We start from the raw sequence: 15,006 nt of genomic DNA, 5'->3' as shown, positions 1-15,006 counted from the left end.
TCACTTATGGGGCAAACTGACGATAATCGTCGTTCCCGCTCCAACCGCACCGTCCACTTCTATGTTTCCCTGATGCAGGGAGACAATTTTTTTAACGATTGCAAGTCCCAAGCCATTGCCATTGTTGTTTCCATTCCGTGACTTGTCTATTTTATAAAATCTTTGGAATACGGTGTTGAACTCTTCCGGGGAAATCCCGATCCCGTTATCACTGATGGTGACCGATACATCTGCTGCACTGTCATCTATGCTGATGCGGATGTTCCCGCCTTCCGGTGTGAACTTGATGCTGTTGCTAAGCAAATTCATCCATACTTGCTTCAGCTGATCTTCATCACCCTTAATTTTGACAGCTTCCGGCAGCTCAAGATCGATAACGATGCCTTTGGCTGACCATTGTGGCTCACAGGTCACAACGATGGTTCTAATCTGCTCGTCAAGATTGAAGGAATCTGCGTTAAAAGGATGATGTTCAGAATCCAGGGAAGCGAGCTTCAGCAAATTATCACTTAACCTCGACAGACGCTCACTCTCAGCATTGATGATATCAAGATATTCAGAACGTTCCTCTTCCATGATTAGATCATTGTTCTGCAATGCCTTAGCAAAGCCGGAAATAGACGTAAGCGGTGTCTGAATTTCATGAGACACGTTGGATACGAAATCCTGCCTCATCTGTTCTAACTGCTTCAACTCCCCGGCCATCTCCACATAGCTTTGTGTCAGTTCCCCTATTTCATCCTAAATACTGGACAGCTTTCAAGCGTGTGCATTATACACTAGTGGCACTTTCGGCTGTAGTGATGACTCTGTTTTTCTACTATTGGAACCTGTTGGGTTGGCAGTTCGGATAACTTCGTTTCTACAGACGCAAGATCAAGGCGATGACGCCTCCGGAAAAGTGGGCCATCCGCTTATCTGTGGGAACTGCTGGGTGGGCGCTGCCGGGGGGGCTTACCCGTGCCAGCATATGCTTATTGAGTGCTTCCGAGATTGATCCCGGCAATTTGGCAGGGTCGGTAGTGATTTGATAACCCACTCCACCCTCTTCAAACCCCGCTGTATGTGTCATCAAATGGCGCATCGTGATCGGCTCAGGATAAGTAGCAGGAATCTTCACTGATTTCAGGTAGGTGTTAATATCAGTGTCCAGATCTATCTTGCCTTGTTCGACCAGCTGCATCACCGCTGTCCAGGTGAACAGCTTTGTTGTTGAAGCGATTCGAAACATGCTGGTTGTCGGATCAACCGGTGCCGCTTCTTCCAGATTGGAACTGCCATAACCTTTGGCTAAAATAATCTTGCCGCCTTTTACAATGGAGATAACCGCTCCCGGAATTTGCAGCCGGTTCATATCTTTTTCCATAATTCCATCAACGAAGCTAGTCAGTCCTGCGGCATCATCGAGATTGGCAGATGCTTCAATTTGAGCTGCCGGTAGCGCGGTTTGACCCATTTTGGTCTCAGCCGAGGCCTGTTTCCCGGGAAATACCAAGCTTGCGCCTAAGCCGGCACTAATTATAGCCAATAGAGTCAGACCAGCGATCAGCCTTTTTTTCATAGGTGTTAACATTATTATCCTCCGAGTCATCATTTATTGGGGTGGATGATCATCCGCCTAACACTTATAGAGATTATCAGAGTATTATGAATGGAACGTTAACAAGACAATAAAAAAACTAGACAGCAATCCACCCTTAAAAGTGACGGATCATAGTCTAGTTACATCACAAAAACCTATAAAAAATCCCATAGCGAACGTATGCCTACCACCTTACTGTAGCTCAGTCCCGATCCCTTTTTCTCTCGCCTTTTTCACGAAGTATACCGCTGTTGCGATATCAAAAACCGCCATCCCCATCGGACAAAAGAAAATCGGCTCATCTGCTCTGAGTTCATTCAGGCAATGGCGCGAGACAACATCGGTAATCATTCGGGTATCGGCACGAGTTAACCCATGTTTCAGATGGAGCTGCTGTATGTCAGTATTCTCGCGGCACACCTCATCCCAGTCGTCGACGATTATGGCCTTCACCGAAGCTAATGCCTCAGGCTTATAATCACGCAGTGAAATATTCAGTAGAAGACTACCTTCCGCCGGAAGCATATCGATATATCTATGATTGGATACGGTACAGGTGATAAAGATATTGGACTTTCGATAAACGTCCGCCCACGTCTCCTCCACTTCTATCCTATCCTTATATATAGATGAGATGTCTGACAAATCTACTTCCCTTATATCAAAGATGCGGATACGTTCAACTCGATCTCCGTACAATGCCATAACCATTTGAAAATGATATCGCCCGATTGGTCCCCAGCCGATAATGCCAAGATGAATCCGTTCAAGTGAACGAGCCTGCAAAAAGTGACCAATCATCAGTCCACTGATGGAAGCTGTCCTTACGATGCTGGGGAGCGGAGAGCTTAGGACGGATATAGGCTCGCCCGTAATGGGATCATTCAAGACAATGATGCTATGCGCGCGGGGAAGACCAACCTGGATATTATCCGGGAAGCTGGAAATCCATTTGATCCCTGCTGCGTTCACGTTCCCCCCTACGTATGCGGGCATTGCAATAATACGATTTTGAGGATTTTTATACCTTAGGTAAGGTTTTACGGGCTGCGCGTAATCTCCAGAATCAAGTATGCGCACCGTAGTTTCTATCGATTCCACGAGAGAAGGCCAATCAAGCCCCACCTCCCGGATGTCCCGATCGTTTAAATACAGCATTCCACAACCTCCTTTTGCCGTTCGTTAAGCAAGAACATCTCCACCGTCAGGCGAGAATTCCTGCCCAAATTCATTCTGAATCCATGGGTCAGAGTATACTGTATCGAGGTAACGCTCCCCTTTGTCATGCAGAATCACCGCACAGACAGATCCTGGAGCCATTTCTTGCTCCATACGCCTAACAGCGGCAAGGTTAGCCCCTGAGGATGCACCGGCCAGAATCGATTCATTCTGGGCGAGTGCTCGGCATCCTTTTACGATATCCAAGTCTGAGACATGCACGATACGGTCGATTAAATCCGTTCTGCAGAAAGGGGGTACGATACCAGCACCCAGTCCCGGGAACCGCCGTTTCTCTTTGTTCCCACCAAAAATAGTACTTCCCTCCGCATCGACGGCAACAATCTTAGTCTTCAGACCCTGATCCCTTACATATTCCGCGAGACCACGAATCGTGCCGCATGTACTTACGCTGCAAAACAAATAATCTACTTCGCCAAGCTCAGTCACGATTTCTTTCATGGTCGTATGGTAGTGGGACAAATAGTTATTTGCGTTTGCATATTGATTCGGCCAGTAGCTGCCCGGTATTTCCTCCAAGAGTCGCTGCACTCGATTCAGTCTAGCAGGCAGATATTCACCGGTCTCGGGATCGGGTTCGCTAACAAAGTCAATTTTCGCAGTTAATGCTTTCAGAATCTGCAGATTTGTTGTGGTAGTTCTTGGATCAACCACACTAATAAACCGCAGCCCTAAATATTGGCAAATCATCGCCAAGCTAATCGCCATATTTCCCGAACTCGACTCAATAATAGTAGTTCCCGGCCCGATTTTCCCTTCCTTCCATGCCTCATGGATCATCCGCAGAGCTGGACGGTCTTTCGCACTTCCTCCCGGATTTAGCAGTTCCATTTTTGCGTAGACTTCGAACTCACTGTTCTGGAACAGATTATCCAGCTTGATTAATGGTGTTTTTCCGATAGTCGATAAGATACCGTCTTGGATATTTATGTCCACCTTAGCTTTGTCCTTCTGATAATATAACTTCTTGTTCTTGACCTGCCCGCTGGCCAGCGGCTCCCCTTTAGCTACTATAATGATCTCAATATCATCAAGCAGATGGTTGCGAATCATCATCCCGATTTCCGGAATACACTCCCTGATTTCCTCTTTGATTACCGGAATAATAGAGGGCTTCACAGATTTACTCTTGATATAAATAGAGAGCGCATTGTTTTTTACTTTGACCCGAATGATCGCATCTTCAATATGACGGTATACGACCTGCTCGATATCGTACAGGCTGATTTTCTCACCGTGCTTCAGTTCCTGACCCACTCTTTTTACAATGGACTCAAAGCTTTGTTGTTCAACCCCGTCTATCATCACAGGCCTAAAATCCCTTACGACGTCATAAGTAACAAAACGAAGGGCTGGCAGCATCCTGCGGACAGTTGAGGTAAGCACCAGAATACTTTCATTGTTCCGAAGTGGCCTTACTTCTTCGTCTAACTCATGAACCCCGATTCCTTCCGCAAAAATTCCGTCGGCAAAAATGTACCTGCCATGATCATGGGAGTAATAAGCGATCGTACCGATTTCAATGGAGCCGTAAGTATCGATGATGTCTCTAGGCTCAATACCGAACATGCCAGCCATGTTCCGCTGCCACTCAGGCGGAGCAATTTCCCCTACCAAAATAATCTTGCGAATTCCGAATTCACGCGGGTTTCCGGCAGCATATACGATATGGTCAAGGATGGACGGCATCGTATAGAGCAAGTCAGGTTTAAAAGCTTTAAGCTGTTCAATATGCTGTTCGATTGGCAGTTCAAAGGGGATTGAACTTTTTTCCAATCCTAACCTTTCAAAAATGGTCAGCGCAGTATTTGCTGCATGTCCAGTGCCCATATCCGCCAACGCTCTGTTACATCCGCTTCCCGCAATAAGCTCGCCGAATAGCTTCGTTTTAATATCCACATAGTGTTTGTCATCTTCCTCAGAGTAGAGGATTGCTTTTCTACGGCCTGAGCTTGTACCAGACGTCCTATAAACAGTCCAAGAAGGATCGATGGGTTGGTTATAATAGAAAGTTTCAAGTGTTTTCGAAGACATAAGAGGTAAGTTCTGCAGGTTATAATTCGTTTTCTCCCCATCGATCAACCCCTTGTACCAAGGGTATTCGTCCATTACTTCTTGCACCTTATTCTGCAATTTCCCGAGCAGCATCATAGCCGCCTCCCGTTGACCGCATGCTGCAGCCCAAGTTTAATAAATGCCTCCAATATTCATATGTAGAATTCTTTGCATGTGTTCTATTCTTCTGTGGTTGCCCAAGCAAAAACTGCGTATTCCCGTAATATAGCCTATAGATATATAGAACGGAGGAACAAAATGAAGGAGCCAATACGGCGGATATCCAATAAGCTGACGAAAACAAAGGTACTGCTTAGAAAACAAGAGCTAAGGAAGTATATCCCGGTAACGAAAAAAATGAATAAAAACGTACTCTATGAGATGTTGCAAAAACATAAAATGGTGTACATTAAGCCCTGCTGTGGATCTTTGGGACAGGGTGTAATCCGGATTGAAAGATCACAAGATCATTCCGCCAAAAAACGACCAGCCTACAGCTATCAGTCCGGTACGCATAAACATACATTTTCTGATTACGAGATGGCTTATCGGGCAATCTTTAACGAGACCCAAGGAAAGTCCTATTTGGTGCAAAAGGGGATTTGGCTTTTGGTTTATGAAGGAAGGCCATTCGATATCCGGGTAATGGTGCAAAGAAATCTTAAGGGTGGGTGGGAAGCTACAGGCATTGCGGGTCGCGTTGCTCATCCTCGCAAAGTGGTTACGAATGGGAGCCAAGGGGGAACGATTTATCCGGTAGAGGCATTATTAGAATCCTACACAAACATAGAGAATAGTAGCGCGTTGATCCGGTCCATGCAACAAATTGGAGTGAACTCCGCCAGACAGCTAAGCACAGCCTATCCCGGCCTGCAGGAAATCGGTGTGGATATTGCCTTGGATCGACGCCTTAAACCATGGATCTTGGAAGTAAATACGGCCCCCGATCCGTGCCCGTTTACCAAACTGAATGACACCAGCATGATTGAGCGAATCGTCAAATATGCGAAAGCCTATGGCCGCACATACAATCTTAAATGCATGAAGTCCAAACAGGGTATGGTCTGAACGAATTAGATTGGTGATAATACAAACAGCCCTGATATATAGAAGTCTCTACCAGGGCTGTTTGTGTTGTTTTAGAATTCGGAGTCGCTCACCTTAACAAGCATCTTCCCTAGGTTCGCACCTTGGAACAATTGCAGGAATGCTTCCACCACATTGTCGAATCCTTCAACAACTGTTTCTTCATATTTTAATTTACCTTCTGTTAGCCATTTTCCAAGCTCTTGAAGGCCTTCTGACTGGCGGGCTGCGTAATCACTAAGAACGAATCCTTTGATAAGGGAGCGGGTTTTGATCAATCTGCTCTGAATACGGGGACCCATATCTCCATCTGTACTGTTATAGGAAGAAATAGCGCCACATAGTGGAATACGTGCATAATCATTAAGCAAACTCATCACAGCATCTGAAATCGCTCCACCCACGTTGTCAAAATAAACATCAACACCATTTGGACATGCTTCTTCCAAAGCCTGGCCTAAATTTTCCGTTGTTTTATAATTAATGGTTGCATCAAAGCCAAGTTCATTTTTTAAATAGTCGCATTTATCATCGCTACCTGCGATCCCAACGACACGAGCGCCTTTGATTTTGGCAATCTGTCCAACAAACATCCCCACTGAACCCGCTGCCCCAGACACTACGACAGTCTCTCCTTCTTTCGGCTGACCGATATCAAGTAAACCGAAATATGCAGTGAGCCCTGTCAAACCAAGAACACTTAAGTAAGCCGATACAGGTGCAATCGAATCATCGATTTTGGTTACTGCTTTAGCATCTACAGTATTATATAACTGCCAGCCCAGCATACCGATGACTTTATCTCCAGCTTTGAATAGCTCCGATTTGGAGTCTACGATCTCTCCCACAAGTCCTCCAGCGATGACTTCATTAAGCTGATACGGAGGAACATACGATTTAGCATCATTCATTCTTCCGCGCATATAAGGATCCACTGACAAATACAACGTACGTACAACAACTTGTCCTTCTTTTGCTTCAACTACAGGAATATCTTTGAACTCGAAATTTTGCTGGGTTGGCATGCCTACAGGACGTGAAATTAACAGGACCTGTTTATTTTTCAACTGATTCATAGATCACTACTCCATTAATATTTATTTTTGCTGCTACCTATAACTATTAACCAAACCCTGTACATGATTATCAAATAGTTATAAAACTATCAAACTATCAAGAAAAAATTATAGGTTTCCGGACATATTATAAACTGTCCAAGAAACCCGGTAATAATTCGCTAAACGTATCCTCTCGAAGCTGGCTAATCTTATTCTGCCCCATACGTGTGACACTTACTAAATCAGCTTCATACAAAATCTTCAGATGGTACGACACATTAGATTTGTCCATTCCCATAGATTCACCAATGGACCCACATGTATTGTTCTCCTTATGGAGATGAAGATAACGAATCATTTCAATTCGTTTCACTTCTGCTAATGCTTTAAAAATCTTCACTCGCTTTTCATCATCTTTTAAGGAATATTGTTCGATAGTCATAAAACTATTGTATTCTTCTGATTGCGCAAAGTCAATTTACAATCCCATTTCTTAATCGGTTTCATTTTTGTATAATATACCAATCGGCATTAGCGCGGCTCTATTTATTAGGAAGGAGGGGTGGTAGAAATGGACATTACCAAATATGAAAATCTTGTTCCCCGTGTTTTTTTGTTTGTTGATCGCCGATCCTTCCCGGATTGGGAGATTACGAGGAGTAAAATCGATTTCCATGATCTTACCTTCATCGTAGAAGGGAAGTCTGACTATTTTATTAATGGAGAGAAATTCACGGTTGAAGCCGGAGATATGCTCTATGCCCCTTCTGGCAGCATTCGGGAAGCTCAGACCTTTAAGGAGGCACCCATGCGTTCTTTTGCGTTTAATTTCTTCTGGGAGGGGGAGGACAATCATGTGCAGCTCCCTTTTGAGACTGTAACTAGGAATTGGAGAACTAAAGAGATTCTAGAGGATATTAAAGAATTCTCACATGTCTGGATGGGCAAACAACCTTTCTACAAAATGAAGGCCCGGGCCATCTTTCAACTGATAGTGTACCGCTTATTAAGTATCGCCCACCATCAAGAAACACCTCTGATAGATCTAAGAATCCAAAAAGTGATGACCTATATTATGGATCATTATTCGGAGGAAGTTACGATCAAGGAGCTGGCAGATTTGGTTGCCCTAAATCCCGTATATCTTGGTAAGCTATTTAAGCAGAACACTGGCTCCACCTATAAAGAATTTATAAACAAGGTGCGGGTGAACAATGCTGAGATGATTCTATCGGCAGGTGGTTTTAATGTGTCCGAAGTGGCTGCGCACTGTGGTTATCAAGATGTCGCCTACTTCAGCAACGTTTTCAAAAATATAAAGGGTTATCCTCCGTCATCTGCCCTGAAATAACGGAGGATTCGAAGCAACAACCCAGTTGTTCGCCCTTTTAATTCAACCTAACTAAGAATGGACGCCGTCCCGCTAGTATAAAAGCTCTCCTCCGGCCCTAAATAGGAATAAGGAAGCTGGGCAGCGGACAATACAAGCTTTTGCAGAACCAGACCCGCATCCAATCCGTAAAAGCGGAGGGTATGAAGATCCTTTGTTAAAGCATGGCTGGTGGTCACAGCATGAATATTGTCCATAACCGCGCGGCACCACGGTTCATTATCATGATTACCGCCTTCAAAGTTCGTTGGTAAAGCATCCTTAATCACGGGTGCCTGATCATCGAAACCTATCGCATATTTCAACCCACTAGTTTGTGACAGATTGTTTGTCGGCGCAATATACGCGGTTAAGCTATAATCAGTGTCCTGCTGCACTATAATCCGATATTCCAGATAAGGTGCATCCTCCGGTTGTTCAAAAGATACAGCATCCGGATACATTTTAACCGAGGATAAAGAACGTCCATAGCTGTCAATGGTCTTCCATACCACCCCTGATTTCGAAACACGAGTTATGGTATGCTCCGCTTCAATGGACACAATATTATGGGTCTCGATGAAAGTCATCGGTGGCACATCCGGAATGTCTATCCAATCCACGGCTGCCTTCACCTTAACTATATTCCCGGCACCGGAGATCGTAATTTCGCCCGTCGATGCTTCTTTGACCTTCTCCCAATCTACGGAAACCTGAAGCGTCTCCCCTGCCTCAATCCAGCCGCGTATTTTCTCAAGCTTGATCCAATCCACGCTGCTCCGCACCTGATATTCAAAACCCGCTTCTCCACCGTTACTGATTGTTATGCGATAGTTTTCTTTTTGGAGATTTGTAATTACCGGAAGTTCAGCTGTGCCGGAAACATACGCTTGTTCCGTTCCTTCCACATCGACAATCATTAAAGAACCTTTGGCGGGAGTTTGGGTGTTTACATCCGGATAGTTCCACCCTTCTGCATTCCAATGTATATACCCAACATGAGGGGAACTCATCATTCCCTGCCATTTTCCATCCGAAATCCCGCTATTATAAACCAACTCCAGATACTTATCCCGTTCGATGGTTTCGCGGGTCAGAGCAGCGTAAGTATTTGCCAACATACTATTTCGTTTAGCGTATAGATGGTTCAGTCCAGCATAAATTTGCATTTTGACCACATTGGCCGAGGCAACAGCAGGGAAATATACGAGCTGGAAGTAAGCATCCTTTAGTTGTTCCGGGATTAGCTCATCGTATTTGCCGGCAGCCTTCTCGGTCATCACCGCTTGCTCCAGAACTCTGTGCGCCTCATTGTAATGGATAGGACTGAAGGTGGACGGATAAATAATTTCAGGCTTGCACCGACCGTTCATCCGGGTATAATCACCTAACAATTGTGCGATTCCCAGACATGTCTCTTGTTCCAGCGCATATCCGAATTGCTGCTCTACCCAACGGTTGGTGTATTCCACAATCCGATTGATTGCACCTGTCCCCCAAGCCTCAAAATCGTAGGCCAAATCCAGAAAGTAGGAAATGGGCAATTCCATAGGCTTCAAATCTCCGACGTTCACAATCCATACATCACGGATTCCATAGTCAAATGCCATACACATTTGCTCCCAGACTTTTTCAAGCGGGGTCGTATTTAACCATTCATAGGAATGCGGACCACCATGATAGTCAAAATGATAATACATCCCCCATCCTGCGCTGCGATTACGTTCGTTTTTCGTCGGGATTTTGCGGAGATTGCCAAAGTTATCGTCAGCAAGCAGGATCGTAACGTCATTCAGAACATCCCAGTCCTTCAACCCTTCCACCCCGGCAGTGCCATACCAGTACTTCTCAACTTCCTTATAAACGGCCAAAATTTGCGGCGCATGTTCAAGATTGTATTTCTTCAATAGTTCTTTTTGCGTAAGTATAATGTCCTTCAGCAGATCAATATTCTCCTGGTCGGAGCCCTCCAGCGCAGAGTCACTTTCCCCCCGCATACCTAGAGTAATCAAGTTATCAAAGTCCTGATTGCGCTTGATTCCGTCTTCCCAGAAATCTGTAATCGCCTGTTTATTACGGGCGAAATCCCATAGGTTACTTGTCCCGTATTGACTGTATACCTTCTGCCATTCACTGCCTGCCCGGAATAAGGGTTCATGATGGGAGGTCCCCATAATAATTCCGTATTCTTGTGCATGCTTGGCGTTGGCAATCGGGCTGCTTTTACCATTCAGGCTGAATTCGGCGCTCCACATCGCCGGCCATAAATAATTCCCCTTCAAGCGAAGAATGAGTTCAAATACCTTGTCATAGAAATCTTCATTAAAGTCACCAAATCTTTGAGTTACCCAAGAACCTAAAGACGGCCAGTCGTCATTCAAAAAAATACCTCTATATTTAACCGAAGGCTCCTTGGAGATCACATGAAGCTGGTTATCAGGAATGGACAATGCCGGCTTCTTCTCCGGCACAATATCCGCCCAGTACACCCAAGGACTAACTCCAATCTTTTCGGAGATCGAATACAACCCGTAAATCGTCCCCCGTTTATCACTTCCTACAATGACGAGCGCCTTGTCCACTCCCGCTGTGGGTTGTTCAACCACCTGAATTTTATAACATTCTCTTTTACCTTGGATGGCCGATACATCAACGGTTCCCTCCGCGATTAAATCATCGATATAATCATTACTCCCTATCGACCCAGCGATTATGACTGTTCCATCCAATTCGTTCAATTGTGTATATATCTCAGGCTCTACCTCTGTTACCTGTTTAACATCTGCTGCAAAAGACTGTGCCACCCGGCGTAATCCCTCATAATCTTTCCCCATGGGGTCTACGTAAATCTTGGCAGCACTGCCCTGCTTCACAAGGTGCAATTCCTTCGTAGGCATGATAATTCTCCCCTTAAGCATCCTATTTTCGTATGACTAGGCACATTATATAAGTAAGCGATTTCAACATCCATGTGTAAACTAGCAACTTTTTGTAATTATTAAATGAAACTTTGTTTATCGGTTGAACAATCTGGATATTTGGTGTTACTGTTAACAGGTATTCCTTCTAATAAAAATATGTTTTTTGCAAGCGCATCCATAACAAGAAAAGCTTATACAAAAAGCGAGGATGATCAATATGAAAAACAATAACGGGATCATTACAGGAGGCAAGATTGAAGGTCCAAAGGCACCCAAGGATCCGGCTGAACGCAGGAACGGTTTTTTTGTGCTCTACGAAACCGCGATTGAGGCGACAGCCCGGGCCGAAGGTCCACCTTCACAGGAAGTTTATCTGGAAGGTAACTATCTAATCGACAAGGCCAGATATATTGGCGGCGTCACTGATGAGACAATACTGGAGCTGCTAGGAAACTGCGTTGGATTTCGCAAATTGGTTCATAGTATTGGAGTGTCTGTGAGAAGGGATCCTGAGCAGAACGAGCCCATCTCTTTTCTATTGCAGAACTGGGGCAAAACCAGCAAATACGAAACAGGCAGCAGCATACGTGTGCCCTGTCCCCCCGACGGTTCAGAAGTCCTCTTGAAGTTAGAGGATTTGGAATGGTCTGAAGAGGATGCGGTGCTCGGCAAATTCGCTTTTGAATTTAAACATGAAGGCGAACTGGCCATTGCGAGTATAATTTTTTATTTGCATGACGGTTATTCTGTACCAGAGCTAATCATTGAACCGCCTGTAGCGTTTGAATCTAACGAATACCGGGAGATCATTACCCAATCCTTGCTTCATCCGGGCAATAATAAAAGATTAAAAACTGCCATCCATAAGGCTATAAAAGGTGAAGATGTCACGATTGCTTATATTGGGGGTTCCATTACTCAGGGAGCAGGCGCTAAACCGATCCATACAGAATGTTATGCCTACCAATCGTATCTGAGATTTAAGGAATTATTCGGTACGAATGGTGGCGGGAACATCCATTTTGTGAAGGCTGGGGTAGGTGGAACACCATCCGAGCTTGGGGTCATCCGTTATGAAAGGGATATTCTCCGGGAAGGTTCTGTAACACCGGATATCGTGGTGGTGGAATTTGCGGTAAACGACGAAGGGGATGAAACGAAAGGCAACTGTTTTGAAAGCTTATGCCTAAAAATACTTTCCGCCGATAATAGACCGGCTGTAGTTCTCCTGTTCAGCGTGTTTATGAATGACTGGAACCTGCAGGAACGGCTCTCCCCCATTGGCCGGGCTTATAATCTTCCTATGGTTAGTGTAAAGGATGCGGTATCCGGGCAGTTCCGCCTAAGCAAAAATGAGGGGAACATCCTCTCGAAACGGCAATTTTTCTATGATATCTATCATCCTACTAATGATGGTCACCGGGTGATGGCTGATTGTCTAGCTTATTTATTCTCCGAAACCCACAAAACGCTAATGGACGAAGATGATCTCCTATTGGATCAACATCCGGTCATCGGGAATGATTTTGCGGGAACCCTCCTGCTGGACCGCAAAAGCCATATTGACGCAGGCAGGATCGAGGTGGGCGGGTTTTCGGGGATCGATACCGATTTGCAGCGGGTAGAAATGGATGCCAATCCTTTCGGAACTCCGGAATTCCCTCATAATTGGATGCATTCAGCGTCGTCTGGGGAACACAGCTTCAAGCTGACGATAACAAGCAAAAATCTCATCCTCGTATACAAGGATTCTGGCAGCAGCGAATTCGGCAAGGCGAACATTTACGTCGATGGTTGTCTTGTAGTCACCGCTGATCCACATGAGAATAACTGGACACATTGCAATCCTATAATTCTTTATCAAAATGAGGTTAGCGGGGAGCATCAGATAGAAATCAGAATGGTGCCGGAAGATCAGGACAAGTCTTTTACTATACTGGGCTTCGGCTATAATGTTTAATAAGTTGACCTAGTGGCATATAAACTAAAAAGAAACCCATGGTCTTTAAATGACCTGGGTTTCTCAATAATTTGAGGAATCTTTTTCTATTTGGTAGGCAGCTTTTTATCTAAAATGGCCTTCACATCTTTAACAAGCTGTACGGACGCTTCAATCTCCAACTTACTTGTTGAAACACTTTCAATACTGCAACCAATAGGAATTCCCTTCTCCAGCCCGAAATCTAGTAATTCTTCAAAGATTTTTTGCGATAGCTGGATTGATTTATCCAAAATATCATTCGAGTATTTCAACTCGTTTTCTAACCATCCCGGGATACTGATCCCTAACCACTTCATAAATTGTAATGTTTTCGCTGTGCCGCATGGTGCAAGATTAAATAAAATAGGAACCATCTCAAAACCGTTATTTGTATAGTAATAATATAAATCAGACAATAAATTCTTAGATGCCTCTACATTATAAGTTGCCTGAGTGATAAAAAAGTTGCACCCATTGTTGGTCTTTTCGACAACCCGTATATGCTCATCATTCTTTTTTATATGTCTTTCCGGAATGACAACCCCACCAAAAGTTAAATTACTATTTAACTGTTTGCTTAGCTCATAAGCATCTGGTAAATTCAATTTCACCTCTTGTTTACTTGACGAAGCGCCCACATATACTGAAAATCTATCTTCATTTTCGTCAGTTTTAACCCAATCCTCGAACTGGGCTCTTGTATCATTACCGACGCACCGGTAAATTATCTTTGGGACCTCCACCTGTCTTAGATATTTATCACCATAGACAGCCGGATCAATCGTTGGTAAATACGGATATGGTCTTTCATGATCCACTCTATCTACTTCTTCCTGAACGTCGTACAGAATTAACGCATCTAAATCAAGATTTTTAAGTCTTTCAACCTGTTTCTGGGCGATTTCCGAGACCTTTTCTGGTGCGTGGCTTGCCTTCGGTGGTGTCATCCCATATGTTATAATACCCGGTTTTTTGCTCAATATTTTTTGTTTAAATGTATTCTCTGCCGCTCCCACATTACAAAACCCCTCTACTCGTCGCTTTTAAGATAAGGTTACCATGGCAGGCTTAATATGTGTAACTTCTATTTGCTATATCTAGTTATATTTTAAAACTATGATTCCCTAATGATACTTATCGAGTAGTACATGTTGACAACCATTTGATGTGACTATAATATTAGAAGTCCTGCCAACCTTAGTTGGCGATAAGGGGACCGAAAGGTTCATTCTTATTTAAAAAGGGTGAGTATTATGAATAAAGAAGAATTAATGGAAAGCGCACGTAACACAAAGAAAGCTGCTTATGCCCCTTATTCTAAATTTCCAGTTGGAGCAGCCTTATTACTTAAAGATGGAAATGTTATTAATGGAGTAAACGTAGAAAATGTATCTTTTGGTGCTACTAATTGTGCAGAGAGAACAGCAATCTTCACAGCTATTACAAAAGGCTATACTAAAGGTGATTTTCAGGCTATAGCTGTAGCAGGTGACACAATGGATTTTCTGCCGCCATGCAGTATCTGCAGACAAGTATTATCGGAATTCTGTTTGCCTGACATGCCTGTCTATTTAACCAATGAGAAAAAAGAAATCTTAGAGCTGAGTTTAAGGGATTTATTGCCTTACGCATTCAAAAATTTAGATATGTAAAAATAATTCCTCTCGTAGTGGAATAACAAAAACACGCGTACCTTTGTTAGACAAGTACGCGTG

At 44.0% G+C, this 15,006-nt stretch carries 12 protein-coding genes; 4 read left to right on the top strand and 8 right to left on the bottom strand.

Features of this window, described 5'->3' with window-relative positions; genetic code table 11:
- From NSQ66_RS10865 to sbnA, 4 genes are all read right to left on the bottom strand, one after another.
- On the bottom strand, nucleotides 1-693 hold the full coding sequence (locus tag NSQ66_RS10865; RefSeq protein ID WP_339279684.1) for a HAMP domain-containing sensor histidine kinase: 693 nt from the start codon (nucleotides 691-693) through the stop codon (nucleotides 1-3).
- Nucleotides 694-862: 169 nt separating this feature from the next.
- Nucleotides 863-1,573, bottom strand: a complete 711-nt coding sequence (locus NSQ66_RS10860; RefSeq protein ID WP_081388114.1) for a serine hydrolase domain-containing protein — start codon at nucleotides 1,571-1,573, stop codon at nucleotides 863-865.
- 201 nt (nucleotides 1,574-1,774) lie between these two features.
- Nucleotides 1,775-2,740 carry a 2,3-diaminopropionate biosynthesis protein SbnB gene (locus tag NSQ66_RS10855; protein ID WP_076140961.1) on the bottom strand — a complete coding sequence of 322 codons (966 nt, stop codon included), beginning with the start codon at nucleotides 2,738-2,740 and terminating at the stop codon, nucleotides 1,775-1,777.
- A gap of 24 nt (nucleotides 2,741-2,764) precedes the next feature.
- Nucleotides 2,765-4,972: a 2,3-diaminopropionate biosynthesis protein SbnA gene (gene sbnA, locus NSQ66_RS10850; protein WP_305953812.1), complete on the bottom strand. Its 2,208-nt coding sequence runs from the start codon at nucleotides 4,970-4,972 to the stop codon at nucleotides 2,765-2,767.
- A gap of 162 nt (nucleotides 4,973-5,134) precedes the next feature.
- On the opposite strand from sbnA, the gene NSQ66_RS10845 reads away from it, so the two are divergent.
- Nucleotides 5,135-5,944 (top strand): YheC/YheD family protein, encoded by an 810-nt coding sequence (locus tag NSQ66_RS10845; RefSeq protein ID WP_076140960.1) that lies wholly within the window; start codon nucleotides 5,135-5,137, stop codon nucleotides 5,942-5,944.
- 71 nt (nucleotides 5,945-6,015) lie between these two features.
- On the opposite strand, the gene NSQ66_RS10840 is transcribed toward NSQ66_RS10845, so the two are convergent.
- The gene (locus NSQ66_RS10840) at nucleotides 6,016-7,038 is read right to left on the bottom strand and encodes an NADP-dependent oxidoreductase (protein ID WP_038569942.1); all 1,023 of its coding nucleotides are present in this window, start codon (nucleotides 7,036-7,038) and stop codon (nucleotides 6,016-6,018) included.
- 127 nt (nucleotides 7,039-7,165) lie between these two features.
- On the bottom strand, nucleotides 7,166-7,462 hold the full coding sequence (locus NSQ66_RS10835; protein WP_038569940.1) for a metalloregulator ArsR/SmtB family transcription factor: 297 nt from the start codon (nucleotides 7,460-7,462) through the stop codon (nucleotides 7,166-7,168).
- Between the two features lie 129 nt (nucleotides 7,463-7,591).
- Between NSQ66_RS10835 and NSQ66_RS10830 the strand changes: the two genes are divergently transcribed.
- Nucleotides 7,592-8,371 carry a helix-turn-helix domain-containing protein gene (locus NSQ66_RS10830; RefSeq protein WP_051491630.1) on the top strand — a complete coding sequence of 260 codons (780 nt, stop codon included), beginning with the start codon at nucleotides 7,592-7,594 and terminating at the stop codon, nucleotides 8,369-8,371.
- Nucleotides 8,372-8,418: 47 nt separating this feature from the next.
- Here NSQ66_RS10830 and NSQ66_RS10825 read toward each other — a convergent pair whose 3' ends face one another.
- A complete protein-coding gene (locus NSQ66_RS10825) occupies nucleotides 8,419-11,286 on the bottom strand; it encodes a glycosyl hydrolase 115 family protein (RefSeq protein WP_076140959.1) in 2,868 nt (955 codons plus the stop codon).
- Nucleotides 11,287-11,527: 241 nt separating this feature from the next.
- Between NSQ66_RS10825 and NSQ66_RS10820 the strand changes: the two genes are divergently transcribed.
- Complete coding sequence (locus NSQ66_RS10820) at nucleotides 11,528-13,270, top strand: SGNH/GDSL hydrolase family protein (protein WP_076140958.1); 1,743 nt, start codon at nucleotides 11,528-11,530, stop codon at nucleotides 13,268-13,270.
- Nucleotides 13,271-13,356: 86 nt separating this feature from the next.
- On the opposite strand, the gene NSQ66_RS10815 is transcribed toward NSQ66_RS10820, so the two are convergent.
- Entirely contained in the window at nucleotides 13,357-14,307 is a 951-nt protein-coding gene (locus NSQ66_RS10815; RefSeq protein WP_249267666.1) for a methylenetetrahydrofolate reductase, read from the bottom strand.
- Nucleotides 14,308-14,544: 237 nt separating this feature from the next.
- Here NSQ66_RS10815 and NSQ66_RS10810 point away from each other — a divergent pair, with 237 nt between their 5' ends.
- Nucleotides 14,545-14,943 carry a cytidine deaminase gene (locus NSQ66_RS10810; RefSeq protein ID WP_036689594.1) on the top strand — a complete coding sequence of 133 codons (399 nt, stop codon included), beginning with the start codon at nucleotides 14,545-14,547 and terminating at the stop codon, nucleotides 14,941-14,943.
- The last annotated feature ends 63 nt before the right edge of the window (nucleotides 14,944-15,006 follow it).

The sequence above is a fragment of the Paenibacillus sp. FSL H3-0329 genome, from assembly GCF_037963285.1.
GTDB lineage: Bacteria > Bacillota > Bacilli > Paenibacillales > Paenibacillaceae > Paenibacillus_AQ > Paenibacillus_AQ odorifer.
This window is presented reverse-complemented; position numbering and strand designations above follow the sequence as displayed.